We start from the raw sequence: 18,670 nt of genomic DNA, 5'->3' as shown, positions 1-18,670 counted from the left end.
CTGGGCGCCGGGCATCCGAGTGCACGCGTGCCTGGTCGCCTGGGGCGATGGCGTGTTCGTAGGGGTTGGGTGGTCGACTCAGGCGTACGTCCGCGGCGAGGTGTTCGAGCCCACTGGAATCGATCCGCTGCGGCTAACGACTTCCTGAATGTGATGCAGCCTGGCCCTCGATGCCGGCCATGTAAAAGGCCATGGGCTCGCAGAAAAGAGCGGTCCATGGCCATGGCCTTCCGGGCGATGCCCGGACGGTCAAACGCTTTCAGGCGCTTTCACGAATCACGAGGTCGGGTCTCAAAACCACCTGGCGGTGTTGATGGGACGGGCCCTCGCCGATTTCGGCCAGCGCCAGTTCGGCGGCCTCCCAGCCGAGTTCGCGGCGGGGCTGCCGGATGGTGGTGAGCGGCACGGCGGCGCTCGCGGCGAGCTCGATGTCGTCGTACCCGATCACGGCGATGTCCTCGGGGACGCGGGCGCCGAGCCGGAGCAGCTCGTTGATCAACCCGATCGCGAGCAGGTCGTTGGCGCAGAACACGCCGTCGGGCTGCGGTGTCATCGCCAGGATCTCGTGGGCGGCGGCCTGGCCCTCGGTGGGGCTCAGCGCCTCCTGAATCAGGGTCGGGGGCTTTCCGAAACCCGCCTCGACGATGGTGCGGGCGGCGCCGTCGCGGCGTTCGACGCAGGGCTGCGGCTCGGGGACGCCGGTCACGAAGGCGATCCGCTCGCGGCCGATGCCGAGCAGGTGCGCGGCGGCGATCTCACCGCCCGCGACATGGTCGACCTGGGCGGAGCAGACCTCGGCGGAGTCGCGGTCGATCAGCACGACGCTCATCCCGGCGGCGCGGAGCTGGGCGATGTCACGGGAACCGAGCCCGACCGGGATGATCAGGATCCCGGCGGCGTTCTGCTCCTCCAGGAGTTCCACCGATCGCCGTTCCTTGGCGGCGGAGTGGTCGCTGGAGAGCCAGAGCGCGTCATGGCCGAGTGCGTTGAGCGCGGCCTCGGCCCCCTTGGCGACGTCGGTCGCGTAGGGGTTGGTGAGGTCCTCGACGACGACGCCGAAGGCGCGGCGCGGCTCGTCGCCGAACTCGCCGGCGGTGCGTTCGGGGCGCCTGCGGAGCCGGCGAGCGGACTCGTTCCGGACGAATCCGAGCTCTTCGATCGCCGCGCGAACACGGTCACGGGTAGCTTCGGCCACGAGGTCTGGCCGGTTTAGGACATTCGAAACGGTCCCAACTGAGACTCCAGCACGCCTCGCGACCTCACGAATACTGGTCTGTGGCAACTCGCTCCTCGTCCCGTCCCAGGCTTGTTTCCCCAGGTAGTGGAGTTTTGCAAAGTGCATCCGCGAATGCGCGGTCACAGACCGCGACCATCGGCACGCACATTGCACTGAACCAGCGCTTGACGGGCCGGATCCGGCCGCCTAGCGTTCCGAGCCGAAGCGTAGCTTGAAACGATTCACGATCTTCGACCAAGACAAGATCGGGCGAGTCCAACGAGAAGGGACGGGCACGGATGACTGGCGATCTCATCCCGTCTCCCTCGGATTGCCAACGAGTGAATCGTCACCCGGAGTTCCCCCGTGCGACCCAGCAATCGGCCCAACGGCCACCTCCGGCCAAGCGCGTGAGACAGAACAGGAACCCGATGATCTAAGTCCGGAGGGGCTCCGGACCCGGCAACCCAACGCGCGTACAGATCGAGGCCAACCCGTGCCTGTGCAGCGGACGGCTGCATCCCCGCGGTCATCACCACGGACGAGGGAGGACGGAGTGGAACAGGCCACACTCGCACGTCGTGGCACCGACGATTTCGGGCTGAGCGAGGAGGAGATCCGGTTGCTCGCCCAGATCGCCAGCGGTGTCACCGCCGATGTGGCGGCACGCAAGCTGGAGTTGAGCGCACGAACCTTGCGACGCCGGTTGCGGACCATCTGCGACCGGCTGGAGGTCAACACCCCTATCGAGGCCGTGGTGTGGGCGGCCCGAAGGCAGCTCATCTAGCAGCGACCCCCAGGACGCTCGCCCGGGGACGGCGAGCGTCACAAGAACCCAGGCGGCGAATCTTCAGAACCCCCCGTCCGACCCCGCAGCGGCGGCGCCCGCGTCCTGACAGGTAGGTCCCTGCAGGAGGCGTCGCCGCGGACGGTGTTCAAACCACGCCGTAGATCCCCTTGAGCGCGCTCTGGATTAAGCGCGCTCTCAATTTTTTCGGCACCCGTCCACATCCGGCCGAGGTCGCCCTCACGAGGCACACGCACACGCGCCCCGCCCCGCCGCACCCCGCGCCAGCTCACGAGGTCGCGGGGACTCTGCCGCCGGACGCTCCCCCGCTTCCGCGCTCGCGCATCTGCCTTCGACCTAGGTGCCTCCGCGCCCCTGGCGCTCCGCGCACTCAGGCGGCCTCAGGCGGCCGTTCGCCCCTCCGAGCGAGCGTCCCCCAGTCGCCCCCAGTGACCGCCGTGACAACTGTCACACGGCCCGTACGCGAGCGCTCAGGGGTATCCACCGAGCGTCGTGGGGCCGTCCGGGCGGGGAACTCAGGAGAGCCGCCTTGACGGCCGCCATTACGCCGTGCGTGCGGGAATTGCGGTTGGACGAGGTTGATGCCGTCCATGCCGAACCTGGAGGACGCCCATGCACGTACTCAGAACAGTCGGGTAATGCGTGCCGCGCCGGGACGGCCTTGTGCGGTGGTGGATGGGGGCCGATCCTGCCCGCATGGCGAGATGATGTGCGTGGTGTTCGAGTGCTGTCGCGTTCGAGGGCGATTGTCCCGTGATCGCCGTTCCTGGGACGTGATCGCCGGATGCCTCGAGTCGCGTCGGCAGGCGCTGGAGCCAGGTGACCCCGACCGCCCGTCAGGCGACTCGGACGGCGCCGGCGTAGGGGCGTCCGGACATGGACGCGATCTTCACGACGTCGCCGGTCTGGGGCGCGTGGAGCATCTTGCCGCCGCCGACGTAGATCCCCATGTGGTGCAGGTCCGAGTAGAAGAACACCAGGTCGCCCGGCTGGAGCTCGCTGCGGGACACGTGGGTGCCGGCGTTCCACTGGGCGCCGGTGTAGTGCGGCAGGTTGATGCCGACCTGCTTGTAGGCCCACATCGTCAGGCCTGAGCAGTCGAAGGAGTTCGGCCCTGCGGCGCCCCAGACGTATGGGACACCGATTTTGCTCATCGCGTAGCGCAGTGCCTGCGCGCCCTTACCGGTGCCGACGACGGGGAGCTTGGCGAGCTGGGTGGGGTCCCTCTTGACGAGGGTCCCGCGGACCTTCTCGTAGGTGGCGGTGACCTTCTTGCGCTGCGAGTCGAGTTGTGTGCGCAGCGCCTGTACCTGCTTGGCGCGCTCGTCCGCGGACTTGCGGGCGCGCTGCGCGGCCTGCATGGCCTGCATCAGACCGAGGACTTTGCTGCTGTCCCGCTTGGCGAAGTAGTTGAGCGTGGCGGCCTGGTCGAGGACGGACTGCGGGTCCTGGGAGGCGACGAACGAAACCGTCGGGTCGGAACCGCCCTGCATGTAGCTGGTGGCGGCCAGTTCACCGACCTTCTGGCGGATGCTCTCGAGAGTCTTCTCCTGCCGCTGGGCGTTCTCTGTGGCGACCTTGGCGGCACGCTGCGACTGGGCGAGTTTGACCTTCAGCCCGTTGTACTGCTCGGTGAGCTGCTCCAGCTGGTCGGCGAGTTTGAGGGCCTTCGCTCTGAGTTCCTTGGTGGACGGCTCAGGGTCGGCGTGCGCCACCCCGGTCGTGAGTGGTGCGACCGTGACGGCGGCGGCGAGGACACCGGCCACGGTGATCGCCCGCACACGGAGCCGGGCGGTCGTCGTCCGGCCCGGCGACGGTCGCCGGGAGCTCGAACGAGCAGATCGTGAAAAGGAAGCAGGGCGCGATGGCTCCACGAATTCTCCTCTCCTCGTCCGCCTACCGAGTTAGCTGACGGGTTGGGGCTGGAGCAGCCCGTCCGCAGGCGCGCGTGTGGATCGGTTCCACACGGGCTACGGATTCACCCCTCGCGGTGTGCGCCTTGGGGGCGATCCCCGAACGCTCCGGAAGTGGGTCCCCGGCTCCTCGGGGCGCTGGTTGCGACCCGCGGACTCGGCGGTGCGGCCTCCGTCCTGCGGTAGGCCGACGTCAGCGCAGGACACTAACGGAAGCCGCATTGGATGCCAACCAGAACCTGTGAAATCGCAGGTGGTGACGCACGTCCACGCCGGTCCGTCCGCTGCGCCCCCGTCACCTCCGTGTGTTCTTGCTCACTTTTTAGGCGCCGGTCGGCAATGCCTAGTCGCTTATATCTAGTCACTTGGCCTTGGTGTCGCCGCATGCAGAGACCCACCGGCAGTCGGTAAAGGCGCAACGTTCGATAATCTCGCCTGTTTGTGGAGGTCGTGATCCGGCGAGCGCGTACCGCCGACGTTCAGGAGATCCGAAGGCTGGTCGATCTGTACGCCGGGTCGGGTCGACGCATGCTGAAGAAGTCCACGGTGAAGCTGTACGAGGACGTCCAGGAGTTCTGGGTCGCCGAGGACATGCAGCACGGGACACCGGGACGGGTCGTCGCCTGCGGCGCGCTGCACGTGATGTGGGAGGACCTCGCGGAGGTCCGCTCAGTCGCCGTGGACAAGGAGTACGGCGGGCGCGGCATCGGCCACCGAATTGTCACCCGTCTGCTGGAGACCGCTAGGGAACTCGGCGTGCGGCGGGTCTTCTGCCTTACCTTCGAGATGGAGTTCTTCGCGCGCCATGGCTTCCAGCAGATCCTGGGGACTCCGGTAGCGCCAGAGGTGTACGAGGAGCTTCTCCGCTCCTACGACGAAGGCGTTGCAGAGTTCTTGAACCTCGATCGGGTCAAGCCCAATACGTTGGGCAACACCCGGATGTTGCTTCGCCTGGAGGACTGACCCGATGAGCGATTCCCAGGACCGCGGGCGGCGGTACCCACCGCAGCAGGGGCAGGGCTCCTACGGCCCGCCACCTCCGTACCAAGGTCCTCCTAGGCAGCAACCGCAGCAGCCGCAGCAGCAGCCCCAAAGGCCACCGCAGCAGAGGCCCACTCAGCAGCAATGGCAGCAGCAGCCGCCACAACAGCAGCAGTGGGGGCAGCAACCGGCGTACGACGAGCCGTACAACGAGCAGTACGACGCGTCCTATGACGAGTACGGAGGCGGCGAGCCGGCACTGGCGCCGATACTCCGCCGTGCAGCCGCGCGGCTTATCGACAACGGGCTTGTTGCGGTCTTCGGGTTCGCGCTCGTCCTGCCGATCACGGTCGGTGCGTTCGGCTTGGGCAAAGCCGGCAGCAAGACCGAGGACGAGGGGGGTGTGTGGAACTGGCCCATCATCTTTACCCTCTTCTGTGTCCTGTCGGTCCTGCCGCTTCTCTACGAGGCGGTCCAGCTGTCCATGTCCGGGCGGACGCTCGGCAAGCGCATCATGGGCATCGGCATCGTTCAGGCACCAGCCGGGCAACCGCTGACCACCACGCAAGCCATTTGGCGTGCAGGGATCGTCCACGTGGGCTACCAGATCGGCGTTTTCTTCTTCCTCGCCATCGCAGTGATGGTCTGGGACTACGCCGCGTACGGGATGGTTCTGGTCTGGGCGGGCGCGTTGATGGCGTACCTCTGGGCGATCTGGGACCAGCCCCTGCACCAGGCCCTCCACGACCGCTTGGCCGGGACTCTTGTCATCGATGAGCGGGTCGGATACGACGAGTACGCCGAATACGCGGAGTAGGCCCGTGAGGGAGGCAACGCTCGCCGAGCCGGGCCAGCGCCTCCTGGCTCGCATCGTCGACACCCTCATCGTCGGTGTGCCCGTCATGCTCGTCGTCCGCGCAGTGGTGTCCGGGCCCTCGGTGGACGTCGTCGCCCCACCGGCATTGGCCGCTTGCATGCTGCTCTACGAGGCGATCCAACTCGCCCTCTGGGGCCGGACACTCGGCAAGCGCGTTGCCGGCATACCGGCATAGAAGTCGCCATCGCCGTCCCAGGCACGGCCGCCGCCCCTTTCTCGACATCCGGAAGGACCGGCGCTGAGACGAGCTCTGAACTGATGTCAGCGGGAACCGAGGCTGGAGCAGGCACGGACGCTGAGTTGTCCGCTGAGGCGGCTGCTGAGGCCGTCTCGGAGGCGGCGCCTGGGGTGGTCGCGGAGGTCGCCTTCGCCGCGGAGGCCGAGCCGGGCTCTGGACCTGTCCCCCTGGAGGCTCCTGAAGCCGCCTCTGCGGTGAGGCCACCGTCCGATGCTGGTCCAGAACGAACGCGGGGCGGCGCGCTGGCGCAGACGCCCCAGGACGGCGGGCGGGCGCAAACGTCGGAAGACGAGGCATGGCCCACGCAGGATTCTGATGCGGGCGCGGAGCCGGTACTCGGTGCCGATCTACGGAAAGGGCCGGAAGGCGAAGAGGAGCCGACGCCGGACGCCGCCGAGACGGTTCGTGTGTTGATCGGTGGGCAGGCCCGTCTGGACGTTGTGCGTGCCGTTGTGCGAGCCGCTGTCTATTCGCTACCGATCGCGGCCCGTCCGATTCCCGTTGCCGGGCTCCTCCTGAGCATCTTCTGGTTGGCGAACGCGGCTGCCCTGTACGAGGGCACACGCCGCCAGGCCGTCCATGACAGGCTCATCGGGACGCTGGTCGTAAAACGCCCGCCCACTGATTCGTCGGCCTTCTGAGATCCTTCTCGGGCTCGCTCGTCCGTGAGGCACGGCCGCATCAAGCTCATGATCCCGCGGCGCGCGGAGGGGGCGTGTCCGGTCATGCCGTCTATTCGCGGAGATCCTCGCTCTGTTTCGGACGCCCGGCGTTCGGCCGGTTAATGCCAGCTCGCTCCGGTTACGGCCCCGAATCGGAGTGAGATGTGTCTCGTCCCGGACGCGTCCTCCGTTTTGAAGGGCCGCTTCCGTGTCCCTGGTCTTCGCCCTGTGTCCCGACCAGCATAGGACTCAGGACTTACTCCGGATGGGACACCGTCTCGCTTGGAACGGGCCTTTCACTCCGCGTGTTCCTAGCCATCGGAGGAGCCCACCACGCGGCTCCGGGACCTCCCTCCGGTGCGGGTTGAAGAAGTGGGGCGGAGGTGGGATTGTGTCGCAATCTCCTGATTTCGGGATGGTCGAGTACCCGCCGCTTCCACGCGGAGAGCCCGGCCGGTGACTTCCCGTCACGGGGCGGTGGCAACAGATTTCGGCGCGGGCGGACCGGCCGTTATCCATCGACATCGCTCGGCGGGTGCGGTGATCAGGCGCCACGCCGGGTGTCGGCGGCTCCTGGTCGCATTCCCGCTCGCGGTGCGCCGACCCCCGTTACTTCAGAGTTAATCGGTGGCCGCGGTGTCCGTGTGCCCCGGCCGTTAAGGATGTCCGCAGAGCCTTTTGTGCCCCGGACGGCCCTACCCGGTGAAAGCCGAGCCGTCCGCAAACCTGGTCAATGTGGGACCATCGACGCAGGTCAGCGCGGTGCGTCGCGACACAGGGCCCGTCCGAAATCCGCGCGGCGGCCCCGCCTTGAAAAAATTCGCTGGGCGGCCTCCGGCAGACCCTGGCGCGCCGCCGGACGTGCCGGAAACGACCACGCGATTACACCCGGTCACGGCCTGGAAGGGGACTTCGCCGGGCAGTGCCGGTCCGAAGGACGGCGGCGGAATTGTCATCCGCGCGCTTCTCGGTATATGTTTGTCAACCGAATGCAGTTTGCTCAAGCCGAAAGGGTCTGTCCCCATGGCACAGAAGGTTCAGGTGCTTCTCGTCGACGACCTCGACGGTGGCGAGGCGGACGAGACCGTAGCGTTCTCGATCGACGGCGCCTCCTACGAGATCGACCTGAGTGGCGCCAACGCAACGAAGCTGCGGGATTCTCTAAAGCCGTTCGTGGAGAAGTCGCGCAAGGCGGGCACGGCGTCGCGCCGTCGCCGGCAGCGTGGCGCGTCCAGCCGCGAGCGCAGCGCAGAGATCCGCGCCTGGGCCAAGAACAATGGCATCAAGGTCAATGAGCGCGGCAGGATCCCGGCACATGTGATCGAGCAGTACGAGGCGGCCAACTGACCCTCGGCCACCAGCGGCCCGTCTCAGTTCGCGAGACGGGCCGTTCGCCTGCAGGCCCCCGTTGACGGTTCACTTCAGTCGGTTCACTTCGCCGGTTCCCTCGCGCGAAGTTCGGTCGGCTCGAGTTCGCCTGTGCCGCCGTTCCGGGTTCGTTCCTTGGCCCGTTGCCCGCCTCGTTCCCCGGCTTCGATTCCCCCGGCCCGTTTCGCTTGAGGCGTCCTTGAGGCTCCGGTTCGTTCGGCCGGTTCGTCCGCGGCACCGTTTCACTTGCAACCCGTTCGCGAGAGGCGTTCGCTCGCGCCTCCCGTTCACTTGACCGATCCGCCCGTACGTCGTTTCCGCGCGATCCGTTCACGCTCCCGTACGCGAGCCGAGTACGCCCGACGAGTTCGCGCGCGGCGTCGTTTGGGTTGCCGCCGCCCTTCACTTGATCAGTTTGTCCGCGGCGTCGTTTCCAAGAGAGCCCTATACGGGCTCGGCCGCTTCACACGCCCCCGTTGGAACATCGAAACCGAACGGCCCCACACACGCCCCGCCACGCGCGCGGCCCGCCCTCCCGCCGACCCACCACCCCAAGCCAGTGAGGCGCCACGCGCGCCCGCGCGGGCACGCACTGCGAGCGATCACCCAGACGCGCACCCGGTGCGGCCCGTCCTTGGATCGGCCACGGTCGCGACGTCCACCGCCCACGCACCCTGTACGCGCCCCCGCATGCGCGCTCGTCCGCTGGACTCAGCTAGGGCTCCGCGTGGCGTGCAAGCTCCGTCCGGCACGTGTCCCCCACGCGTCCCCCCGCGCGCAGGCACGTGCCAGGGGTTTGCAAGCTAACTCGCGAACCCCGCGCCATGCCCCCGGCGCGTGCAGGCACGTGCCGACGTTCCCGCGCGTGTGTCCCCGCACGTGTCCCCACGCGCGGAACACGTGGTCCGGAACCACCGCGCCAAGGCCCGCAGGCTGCACGTGTCCCCACGCGCGGGGACACGTGCCGAATGAGCGCGGGCGCGCGTCCGGGGCGATGTCGGCCGTGTCCCCGTGTGCGCAGGCACGTGGGCGGGGGAGCGAGGTCGCGGTCGGGGAGACTCGCTGTGTCCCCGCGCGCGGGGACACACCTAGATCAAATTCGGTCCACGCGATTGCGGCGTTCACGTCCCCGCGCACGCGGGGACACCGCCCCGGCACTTGCGAAGCGGACCGCCCGCTGGAGCACGTCCCCGCGCACGCGGCGACACCGGCTGGACCTCCACCCCGGGCAGGTCGATGTTGCGTTCACGTGCCCGCGAGGAGACCCCCGAAGTTTGCTAGAGCTGTGTCCCCGCGCGCGGTCCGTCCTCCTGGGCCGCCTGGTCCACCCATTGACTACGGTAGGTGTTTCCATGTGCGCGGTCCGTCCCAGCCAAAGGTGCCCGTGAGTTGGCTTCTGGACACGTGTCCAGAGTGCGGTCCGTCTCCCTGGTGGAGCAGGGCATGGGCCCGGCGTTCGTTCAGCGGCGTCGTCCGGCCGCAGGAGTCCTCTCGGCGGCGTTCGCTTGTGGCGTAGCGGCCGGGCGGTTTGCGCGTGCGCCAGACGAGGTAAATCCGCCGCGCGGGTGGACCAATGCCCCCATACGACACTCTGGCCCCGCGCCTTGATCCACCTGCGGAAAGCCCTCGTTCGCTTGGGGCGTAGCGGGAACATGACGCGCCGCTGCGGTAGTTGGATGAGACTGAACAGCGCATAGCTGGGGAACGTCTCCTGGTGGGAGTGCACCGGGCGGCCTCCTCGGGGCGGGCTAGCATGCGGAAGGACAGTTCCGGACGTTCCGGACTCTGCCCAACCGCTCTGTGAGGAGCGACGAGATGTTCGAGAGGTTCACCGACCGCGCGCGGCGCGTTGTCGTCCTGGCCCAGGAGGAGGCCAGGATGCTCAACCACAACTACATCGGCACCGAGCACATCCTCCTGGGCCTGATCCACGAGGGTGAGGGTGTCGCTGCCAAGGCTCTGGAGAGCCTGGGGATCAGCCTTGAGGCGGTGCGCCAGCAGGTCGAAGAGATCATCGGCCAGGGCCAGCAGGCGCCGTCGGGCCACATCCCGTTCACTCCGCGTGCCAAGAAGGTCCTTGAGCTGTCACTGCGCGAGGCGCTGCAGCTCGGCCACAACTACATCGGCACCGAGCACATCCTGCTGGGTTTGATCCGTGAGGGCGAGGGCGTCGCTGCCCAGGTCCTTGTGAAGCTCGGCGCCGACCTCAACCGGGTGCGCCAGCAGGTCATCCAGTTGCTGCACGGCTACCAGGGCAAGGAGCCGGCCGCCTCCGGCGGTCCCTCCGAGTCGGCTCCCTCCACCTCCCTCGTCCTCGACCAGTTCGGCCGCAACCTGACGCAGGCCGCGCGCGAGGGCAAGCTCGACCCGGTGATCGGGCGTGGCAAGGAGATCGAGCGGGTCATGCAGGTGCTGTCCCGCCGTACCAAGAACAACCCTGTGCTCATCGGCGAGCCCGGCGTCGGCAAGACCGCCGTCGTCGAGGGGCTCGCGCAGAAGATCGTCAAGGGCGAGGTGCCCGAGACGCTCAAGGACAAGCAGCTTTACACCCTCGACCTGGGTGCGCTGGTCGCCGGCTCCCGGTACCGCGGTGACTTCGAAGAGCGCCTGAAGAAGGTTCTGAAGGAGATCCGCACCCGCGGCGACATCATCCTGTTCATCGACGAGCTGCACACGCTGGTCGGTGCGGGCGCCGCCGAGGGCGCGATCGACGCCGCGTCCATCCTCAAGCCGATGCTGGCGCGCGGCGAGCTGCAGACCATCGGCGCGACGACGCTGGACGAGTACCGCAAGTACCTGGAGAAGGACGCCGCGCTCGAGCGGCGCTTCCAGCCGATCCAGGTCGCCGAGCCGTCGCTGTCGCACACGATCGAGATCCTCAAGGGCCTGCGGGACCGCTACGAGGCGCACCACCGCGTGTCGATCACCGACAGCGCGCTGGTCGCCGCGGCGCAGCTCGCCGACCGCTACATCAGCGACCGGTTCCTGCCCGACAAGGCGATCGACCTGATCGACGAGGCCGGTTCGCGGATGCGCATCCGCCGGATGACCGCTCCGCCGGACCTGCGCGAGTACGACGAGAAGATCGCCGACGTCCGGCGCGACAAGGAGTCCGCGATCGACGCGCAGGACTTCGAGAAGGCCGCGGCGCTGCGCGACAGCGAGAAGAAGCTGCTCGGCCAGAAGGCGCAGCGGGAGAAGGAGTGGAAGGCCGGCGACATGGACGTCGTCGCCGAGGTCACCGACGAGCTGATCGCCGAGGTCCTCGCCACCGCCACCGGCATCCCGGTCTTCAAGCTGACCGAGGAGGAGTCCACGCGGCTGCTGCGCATGGAGGACGAGCTCCACAAGCGCGTCATCGGCCAGGAGGACGCCATCAAGGCGCTCTCGCAGTCGATCCGGCGTACCCGCGCCGGCCTGAAGGACCCGAAGCGTCCCGGCGGCTCGTTCATCTTCGCCGGCCCGTCCGGCGTCGGTAAGACGGAGCTGTCCAAGACGCTCGCGGAGTTCCTGTTCGGGGACGAGGACGCGCTGATCCAGCTCGACATGTCCGAGTTCATGGAGAAGCACACCGTCTCGCGGCTGTTCGGCTCCCCGCCCGGCTATGTCGGGTACGAGGAGGGCGGCCAGCTCACCGAGAAGGTGCGCCGCAAGCCGTTCTCGGTGGTCCTGTTCGACGAGATCGAGAAGGCCCACCAGGACATCTTCAACAGCCTCCTGCAGATCCTGGAGGACGGCCGCCTCACCGACGCGCAGGGCCGTGTCGTGGACTTCAAGAACACCGTCATCATCATGACGACGAACCTGGGGTCCAAGGACATTTCCAAGGGCGTGTCGATGGGCTTCGCCCGCCAGAACGACGAGCAGGGCTCGTACGACCGGATGAAGGCGAAGGTGTCGGAGGAGCTCAAGCAGCACTTCCGCCCCGAGTTCCTCAACCGCGTCGACGACACGGTCGTGTTCCACCAGCTCACCCCGGCCGAGATCATCCAGATCGTCGACCTGATGATCGCGAAGGTGGACGACCGGCTCAAGGACCGCGACATGGGCATCGAGCTCCAGCAGGAGGCCAAGGACCTGCTGGCGCTGCGGGGCTATGACCCCGTCCTCGGCGCCCGGCCGCTGCGCCGGACCATCCAGCGCGAGATCGAGGACCAGCTCTCCGAGAAGATCCTCTACAACGAGCTGAAGGCCGGCCAGATCGTGCTCGTGGGCGCGGAAGGCTTCGACCCCGAGAACAAGGACGCGACGGTGGAGACCGCCAAGTTCACGTTCAAGGGCGTGCCGAAGCCGACCACCGTCCCCGACAGCCCGCCGCCCATCGAGGGCGCGGTCAACTTCAACAAGGACTGAGAACGTCCAGGAAGGGCCCGCACCGGTTCAACCCGGTGCGGGCCCTTCCGCGTGCCCAGCCCCTTGGCCCGCCCGCCAGCACTCTCTGAACGCACGCCCGACGCCTCCGAGCCGAACCCCAGAACCCCTTCTCCCGGATGGCGGCGCCCTCTGGCCGACACCCGACACCCGACACTCGACGCCCTTTCGGTCACGTATCCGGCGCTCCGGGCGGGCTGCCTGGCGTCGGTGCTTGGCTTGTGCCCGCCTGGCAGCTCTGCGGCGGTCATGTGCCCGGACACATCCCTCCGGGCGCCTACCTGGGTCCTGCGCGCGCATGGCTGCGCTGTGGCTGGTGGCTGCGGTGAGGCTGCGGTCGCATCGCCGACGTCCCTGTGGGAAGCATGCGTCTACGGCTGTCAGAGTGCACGGGCCGCCTGCGCCACCGGCCTGCTGCCGTATGGCTGGCGGGGTCCGTTCGCATATCCGAACGACTTGCAGGAGCCGACATGGGTCACCCGCCGCGCATGGTTCTGTCTGCCCCCGTCCTCGACGCCCCTGACCCGCACGCCCTGGCGACCTTCTACAGGCACCTTCTGGGGTGGACGGTCGTGCAGGACGAGCCACATTGGGTGAAGCTACGACCGCCCAATGGCGGAACCGGGCTGTCGTTTCAGAAGGAGCCTCTCTACAAGGCGCCCACATGGCCCGCCTCTGCGGACACCCAGCAGATCATGGCCCACCTGGACATCGAGGTGGACGACCTGGACGCGGCCTGCGAGCACGCGGAAGCGACGGGTGCCGTCCTGGCCGACTTCCAGCCCGCTGAGGACGTTCGCGTCTACCTCGACCCCGTCGGACACCCGTTCTGTCTCTTCCTCCCAGAGCCGGAGGAGCCTCTCTCGCCCGGCGCCGGGGCGTAATCCACAGAACGCGGTTCTACTGCCTTCGGCCGCCGCCGTACGCGACCGTGGATGTCGGAGGTGGCCCATAGTGTTCGAACATGCGATCGAATGCGGAGTCTCGACGGGAAGGGCGCGCTCGCGAGGCCCACGTCGCGCAGGCGTTCCTGCGGGACGTCCGATCTCCCGCGCCGGCCCAGCTTCCGATCTTCCGGTCGCGCCTGCAGGGCGAACTCCTGGCGCGGCTGCTGCTGGGGCCGGAGCGCGAGATGTCGATGCTCGACCTGGCGGTGATGCTGCACACCGACCTCGCCTCCGTGATGCGCGAGGTGGAGCGCCTGGCCCGGGCGGGCATCCTCGCCCTGCGCCGCACCATGGCCGGACGCCTCGTCAGGCGCGACGGCGACAGCCCGCTGTACGAGCCCCTCGCCCACCTCCTGATGCTGACCTTCGGCCCGGCGGCGGTGGTGGCGGAGGAGTTCGGGCGGCTGCCGTCCGTCCAGGAGATCCAGATTTTCGGAGCTTGGGCGGAACGCTACGAGCACCCCTCGGGCGTCCACCCGGCCGACGTCGAGGTTCTGATCATCGGGCACGTCCCCCCGGACGTCGCGTTCGACGCCGCCCAAGAAGCCGCAGCCCGCCTTGCCCTCCCGGTGCATCCCGTCGTTCGCACACCGGCCCAATGGCACGACGACAACGACCCTTTCCTCCGCGAAATCCGCAACGCCCCCCGCATCACCCTCCAGCCCTAGGGGTTCGACAGCCAGGCGGAGATTCCCAGATGGAGTTGGGACTTGGTCGAGGACGGCGCGAACGAGGCCTCGACACCCGCACGGGCCAGACCGGCGAGGGTTCGGTCGTCGTAGCCGAAGGCGTCGCGGACGCGGGCGTACTCGGTGGCGAGCGGCGTGTTGATCAGGGCGGGGATGTCGGTGTTGAGGGACACGATCAGCCCCGCGTCCAGGAGGCGGGGAAGGGGATGGTCTTCGAGAGAGGGGGCGAAGCCTAGGGCGACGTTGGAGGACGGGCACACCTCCAGGGGAATCTGGCGTTCGCGGACCTCGGCGACAAGGTCCGGGTCGTCCAGGACGCGAATGCCATGCCCGAGGCGTTCAGTGCGGCCAGGGCCGATCGCCTGGCGGATGCTCGCCGGGCCCTCGCCTTCTCCCGCGTGATGCACGACATGCAGGCCCGCGTCTCGCGCGGCGGCGAACACCTCGTTGAACGGGTCACCGGGGTGGGCCTCATCACCGGCGAGCCCTACGGCGACGACGCCGTCATGCCGGCGTGCGAGGTCGAGCGTCCGCCAGGCGCGCTCGACGGAGCGACGCCGGGAGTGGTCGAGGATGACACGGCACTCGATCCCGAACGCCTCGCGCCCGGCGTCCAGACCCTCCAGGACGGCCGTCAGCGGCATGTCGAGGTCACCGAGCCGCTCGCCATGGCCGGCCGCGGTAAAGGACACCTCGGCGTACCGGACGCCCTGCCCTGCCTCGTCCTCGCAGAACTCGTAGGCGACCCTCCGGAAGTCCGCAGGACGCCGCAGACACGCTCGTACGAGGTCGTTCTGCGCGAAGAAGGCGGCAAAGCTTCCGAAGGCGCCCGCGTCGTCAGGCACTGGCACGCCATTGGCCGCGCCGATCTCCCGAAGCGTGGCCCACCGCACAGTGCTCTCCAGATGGACGTGCAGATGGGCCTTGGGCAGCCCCAACACATCACGCACGCCCGTAACCTACGCGAAGCCCGACGAAGCAGCCCAACCATTATCCGCCGCTAACCTGCCGAAACCCCGACGACGACGCCCTCAAGCACCTCGTCCCCGACCTCCAGACTCGTCCACACCCACCTTGCCCCCGCCCGCCGTGCGGTCCTAGGAGATGAGATTCGAGCGACCGCCGTGAACGAGCGCACCAACTCTGTTGCGGCGAACACCTGTGGCCAGGACCCCGGCGACGATCGGCTAGGCATCGCGTAGAGCCCCGGGCATGTCGCGGCTAAAGCTCATTGGGTGCTCAAAGGCCCTGCCGATGGTGCGGCGGGTTGCTACGTGGCCGGCCTTAGGCGGTTCGGGTCGAGCGTCGTGTGGAGGTCCGGGTGATGCGTCGAGGCCCCGGGCTTGGTGCGTGAGTGTCGGCGGTGTTATCCGCGGGCTTTGTGGTTTTGGTTGGTTGGGTGTCGCGTGCAGGTCCGGGTGGCGCGGAGGTTCCGGGCTTGGTGAGCTATGTGTGTGAGTGTCGGCGGTGTTGCCAGCGGTCGTTTCGTGTGGCCTCGGCAGGTTGTTCTGGTCTCGGATCGCTTGGGTGACCGTTGTGTGTGAGTGACGGTGGCGTTGTCGGCGGTCGTCTCGTGTGGGGACCTTGGTGGCTTGTTGCGGTCTCGGGTGGTCTGGTTGAGCGCTTTGTGAGGGCCGGGTGGTGCGTCGGGGGTCTGGGTGGGAGGCGTGTGTTGTGGGTGTGAGCTGCGGCGTTGTTGGGGTGAGGGTTGGTTATTGCTTGTGTTCTGGGGGTGGGGATGCGGTTGAGGGGGTGGGCGTGGTTTGGTGGCGGGGAAGTGAAGGAGGCTTGGGCGTCTTGTCGAATCGGGTTTATCGGGTTGTGGATGGGCGGCGTGTTGAAGGGGTTGCTCGTCCTATCTTTATTCATAACTTTTCTTATCATCTTACGGATCTGCTGGTGTTTGCGGACGGGGCCATTAACTGCTGGGACTGGGTTGATTTGGATGGGCTTCGGGAGAAGCTCGAAAGCGGATGGGTTGTTACGCAGGTGCCCGAGGGGGCGGAGGTCAGTGCGTACGGGCTTGGGAGTTGGAAGGCTGCGGAAGCCAGGTTCGGGCTTACGGCGGAGATGCTCCTGGGGGAGGTGGCCGACGACCTGGATCGGCTCAACGGGCGTCCGGATTCTGCTGGTCGGTGCCGGGCTGTGCTCGAGCGGTATCTGGAATCGCGGGAGGAGGACGACCGGCGGGCCCTGCGGGAGGCTTATCTGGCTATTCCCGAGCATCGTCGTCATTATTCGTTGGGGGACATGGACAACAAGGATCGTCCACTCGTTTATCTGTGTAGTGATATTGGTGAGCCTCCTGTTGGGGGGCGGGCTCGGGACGAGGACGTCGTCACTGAGGCCAAGCGGGAGTGGGCGTTTGAGTACTTTGCTCGGCGTGCCCGTGACAGGGCTGAGGCGGCGGCGCAGCGGCCTGCGGATGATGGAGAAGAGCCGGTTGCCGGGACCATTTATGTAGGTGGAACTGTTTTCCCTAAGGGCTGGCCTGAGGATCCAGGGATTGTCGTCCTGCAGAATGACTATCCGTCACCGATCGAGGTCGGGGGTGTCTCGTATCCGTCGGTCGCGCATGCTTACTGGGCTCTGTCCACGGGGGATTCCGCGGTTCGTGAGCGGATTCGTGCAGCTGAGAGAGGCTTCGATGCCAGGAAGCTCGCGGAAACGGCTCCCCGGGTCGAGAACTGGCCGCGAATCCGGACGGCGGTGATGGCCGGACTTATCCGGGCGAAATACCGGCAGCATCCTGAGCTGGCAGAAGTGCTGCTCGGAACGCGCGATGCGCCGATCGCATACACGGGCATGGAGTCGCGCCACTGGAACACGGACGGGGGAACAGGCCGCAACTGGGTGGGACGGCTTCTGGAACTCGTCCGGTCGGAACTTCAAGTCCAAGATTCGGACATCGCTTTCCCCTGACGCTTGTCCCCTCTATGCTGATCAACTTCGCCGACGGGGAAGGGGAAACCGGTGAAGCACAAGTGGATGTACGGGGCCATAGGGGTACTGACCGCAGCGGCCCTGGCGGGGTGTTCCGCGGGGCCGGTCCAGGTGGAGGCGGCCAATGTCGCTGATGCACGGAAGATGAGCCCAGTCGCTGAGCGGCTGCGGCTCATCATGAACGAGCTGCGGTTTCAGGAGGTTCTCGACACCGCGCCACCCAGCACGGCACAACTGCGCACCATGGGGAACCCCGTGGACAAGGAAGCGCAGCGTGCGCGGCCGTTCGCCGCGGCCGATCCCAAGCCGATCGTGCAGCAGCCGCAGATGGACGCCACCATCATCGAATTGGACAAGCGCGGCCGTCCCGTGTCGTCCGGCACCGTTTTGATGAGCCCGTCCTACAAGGACGGCGTGATCGTGCCGGTCGACCGGAATCTGTCCACCACGAGTGTGCGGTGGCGCCAGTGGGACGACGCGGGCTGGTACAAGAACAAGGGGCAGGGCACCATCGACGTGGTGCCGGGCAGGGAGGGCGCGCCGCTCGACCACATGCTCGACTACCCCGCTTCTGTTCTGAAGCTCATGGTCAGCTTCGGGGTGCTGCAGCTCGTCGACAAGGGCGAGATCACGCTGGACGAGACCTACGCCTACAAGCCGACCGAGATCAGCCCGCTGTGCGGCGAGGCCAGCAGCAACACCGTCCGCAAGTACGTGGACGCGTCGCTCACCTGGTCGTCCAACGCCGCGTCCTGCGCGCTGATCAAGCTGCTGCACGATCACAAGGCCATCGACCCGCTGAACCAGACGTTCCAGGACCTCGGGCTTGAGACGCTGCAGCTCAAGGGCACCAGGGCGTCCAACGGCGGCCGGTGGTCGAACGAGATCACGATGAGCTCGCTCGACACCGCCAAGCTGCTGACGCTCATCAACGGCGCGCCCGGCACGGTGTGGACGGCTCCCAGCGGCAAGCCGGTGAAGAGCGATGATGTGCTGAGCCCGGCGTCGCGCAAGTTCTTCCGTGCCGAGCTGGCGCAGCAGGGGTTCAACGACATGCTGTCCAGCACGAACTGGTGCGGCGGGAAGTACCCGGCGGCCGGACTCCCGAACGCCGCCCCGAAGCGGTGGGTCGGTGCGGACGGCACCGTGACCGTCGACGGCAACAAGTTCGGGCGCGACGTCCGTCCCTGCAACAAGAAGGCCGAGGTCTCGTTCGCGCACAAGACCGGCTGGGTGAACAACTCGGCGGGTGACGCGGGCATCGTCCGGGCCCTGCGCGGCGAGGGCGGGCGCCACTACGTGATCGTCGTCTTCTCGAACCTCGGCACGCAGTACATCGACGCCGGACGTCCCGCGACCCCGCCCGGCATCTACCCGTTCACCTACACCGAGAAGTTCGCGAAGCTCGGCCGACTCGTGGACGCGTACGAGAAGCGCCGCGCCGCCACTGGCCACTGAGCCGCCGAGTTCGTTCATTCGAAAACTGAACCTGAGGGCCGGTCCCGTTAGGACCGGCCCTCAGGCTTGGAGCCTGAGGTTGCCAAGCCCGCCGATGCCCGGGAGCGGTCGCCATGCATGGTTCCCGAGCACCGCATTGGAGGATCGCCTCACCGTCCGGCCGCGCTTCCGATCCGAGGAGGTGGACGTTGCGAAAGGT

The 18,670-nt window shown here is 67.5% G+C and carries 14 protein-coding genes and 1 riboswitch; of the genes, 11 read left to right on the top strand and 3 right to left on the bottom strand.

Going from position 1 to position 18,670, the window contains the following annotated elements; genetic code table 11:
* Positions 1-259: 259 nt before the first annotated feature.
* Complete coding sequence (locus tag ACH34S_RS38730) at positions 260-1,342, bottom strand: LacI family DNA-binding transcriptional regulator (protein WP_395958015.1); 1,083 nt, start codon at positions 1,340-1,342, stop codon at positions 260-262.
* A 430-nt stretch (positions 1,343-1,772) separates the two neighbouring features.
* On the opposite strand from ACH34S_RS38730, the gene ACH34S_RS38725 reads away from it, so the two are divergent.
* Complete coding sequence (locus ACH34S_RS38725; RefSeq protein ID WP_067902439.1) at positions 1,773-2,003, top strand: LuxR C-terminal-related transcriptional regulator; 231 nt, start codon at positions 1,773-1,775, stop codon at positions 2,001-2,003.
* Positions 2,004-2,860: 857 nt separating this feature from the next.
* Here ACH34S_RS38725 and ACH34S_RS38720 read toward each other — a convergent pair.
* A complete protein-coding gene (locus ACH34S_RS38720) occupies positions 2,861-3,805 on the bottom strand; it encodes an NlpC/P60 family protein (protein WP_395957899.1) in 945 nt (314 codons plus the stop codon).
* A 96-nt stretch (positions 3,806-3,901) separates the two neighbouring features.
* Positions 3,902-4,085, bottom strand: a riboswitch (cyclic di-AMP (ydaO/yuaA leader).
* Positions 4,086-4,378: 293 nt separating this feature from the next.
* On the opposite strand from ACH34S_RS38720, the gene ACH34S_RS38715 reads away from it, so the two are divergent.
* From ACH34S_RS38715 to ACH34S_RS38680, 8 genes are all read left to right on the top strand, one after another.
* Positions 4,379-4,900 (top strand): amino-acid N-acetyltransferase, encoded by a 522-nt coding sequence (locus ACH34S_RS38715; RefSeq protein WP_395957898.1) that lies wholly within the window; start codon positions 4,379-4,381, stop codon positions 4,898-4,900.
* A gap of 4 nt (positions 4,901-4,904) precedes the next feature.
* Positions 4,905-5,735 carry an RDD family protein gene (locus ACH34S_RS38710; protein ID WP_395957897.1) on the top strand — a complete coding sequence of 277 codons (831 nt, stop codon included), beginning with the start codon at positions 4,905-4,907 and terminating at the stop codon, positions 5,733-5,735.
* Between the two features lie 4 nt (positions 5,736-5,739).
* Positions 5,740-5,970, top strand: a complete 231-nt coding sequence (locus ACH34S_RS38705) for an RDD family protein (protein ID WP_395957896.1) — start codon at positions 5,740-5,742, stop codon at positions 5,968-5,970.
* A 173-nt stretch (positions 5,971-6,143) separates the two neighbouring features.
* Complete coding sequence (locus tag ACH34S_RS38700; protein ID WP_395957895.1) at positions 6,144-6,674, top strand: hypothetical protein; 531 nt, start codon at positions 6,144-6,146, stop codon at positions 6,672-6,674.
* A 1,044-nt stretch (positions 6,675-7,718) separates the two neighbouring features.
* Positions 7,719-8,042 carry an Lsr2 family protein gene (locus ACH34S_RS38695; RefSeq protein WP_132179174.1) on the top strand — a complete coding sequence of 108 codons (324 nt, stop codon included), beginning with the start codon at positions 7,719-7,721 and terminating at the stop codon, positions 8,040-8,042.
* 1,836 nt (positions 8,043-9,878) lie between these two features.
* Positions 9,879-12,416 carry an ATP-dependent Clp protease ATP-binding subunit gene (locus ACH34S_RS38690; protein ID WP_395957894.1) on the top strand — a complete coding sequence of 846 codons (2,538 nt, stop codon included), beginning with the start codon at positions 9,879-9,881 and terminating at the stop codon, positions 12,414-12,416.
* 506 nt (positions 12,417-12,922) lie between these two features.
* Positions 12,923-13,318, top strand: coding sequence for a VOC family protein (locus tag ACH34S_RS38685; protein ID WP_395957893.1), 396 nt, complete (start codon positions 12,923-12,925; stop codon positions 13,316-13,318).
* 80 nt (positions 13,319-13,398) lie between these two features.
* Positions 13,399-14,049, top strand: coding sequence for a hypothetical protein (locus ACH34S_RS38680; protein WP_395957892.1), 651 nt, complete (start codon positions 13,399-13,401; stop codon positions 14,047-14,049).
* Here ACH34S_RS38680 and add read toward each other — a convergent pair.
* Positions 14,046-15,020, bottom strand: coding sequence for an adenosine deaminase (gene add, locus ACH34S_RS38675; protein WP_395957891.1), 975 nt, complete (start codon positions 15,018-15,020; stop codon positions 14,046-14,048). The two genes, ACH34S_RS38680 and add, sit on opposite strands and share 4 nt — an antisense overlap.
* Before the next feature lie 838 nt (positions 15,021-15,858).
* Here add and ACH34S_RS38670 point away from each other — a divergent pair.
* Together ACH34S_RS38670 and ACH34S_RS38665 are read left to right on the top strand one after the other, a co-directional pair.
* The gene (locus ACH34S_RS38670; protein WP_395957890.1) at positions 15,859-16,992 is read left to right on the top strand and encodes an NADAR family protein; all 1,134 of its coding nucleotides are present in this window, start codon (positions 15,859-15,861) and stop codon (positions 16,990-16,992) included.
* A 165-nt stretch (positions 16,993-17,157) separates the two neighbouring features.
* Positions 17,158-18,471, top strand: a complete 1,314-nt coding sequence (locus ACH34S_RS38665) for a serine hydrolase (protein WP_395957889.1) — start codon at positions 17,158-17,160, stop codon at positions 18,469-18,471.
* Positions 18,472-18,670 lie beyond the last annotated feature (199 nt).

The organism is Actinomadura sp. 3N508 (genome assembly GCF_044326375.1).
In the GTDB taxonomy this organism is placed as follows: Bacteria; Actinomycetota; Actinomycetes; order Streptosporangiales; family Streptosporangiaceae; genus Spirillospora.
The sequence above is the reverse complement of the archived record's forward strand: the minus strand, read 5'-3'. Positions and strand labels throughout refer to the sequence as shown.

What these genes read in the sequence shown, in the direction of transcription:
- ACH34S_RS38685 (WP_395957893.1), top strand. Translation starts at nt 12,923, where the DNA reads ATGGTTCTGTCTGCCCCCGTCCTCGACGCCCCTGACCCGCACGCCCTG.
- ACH34S_RS38695 (WP_132179174.1), top strand. Translation starts at nt 7,719, where the DNA reads ATGGCACAGAAGGTTCAGGTGCTTCTCGTCGACGACCTCGACGGTGGC.
- ACH34S_RS38710 (WP_395957897.1), top strand. Translation starts at nt 4,905, where the DNA reads ATGAGCGATTCCCAGGACCGCGGGCGGCGGTACCCACCGCAGCAGGGG.
- ACH34S_RS38690 (WP_395957894.1), top strand. Translation starts at nt 9,879, where the DNA reads ATGTTCGAGAGGTTCACCGACCGCGCGCGGCGCGTTGTCGTCCTGGCC.
- ACH34S_RS38680 (WP_395957892.1), top strand. Translation starts at nt 13,399, where the DNA reads ATGCGATCGAATGCGGAGTCTCGACGGGAAGGGCGCGCTCGCGAGGCC.
- ACH34S_RS38665 (WP_395957889.1), top strand. Translation starts at nt 17,158, where the DNA reads ATGAGCCCAGTCGCTGAGCGGCTGCGGCTCATCATGAACGAGCTGCGG.
- ACH34S_RS38730 (WP_395958015.1), bottom strand. Translation starts at nt 1,342, where the DNA reads ATGCACTTTGCAAAACTCCACTACCTGGGGAAACAAGCCTGGGACGGG.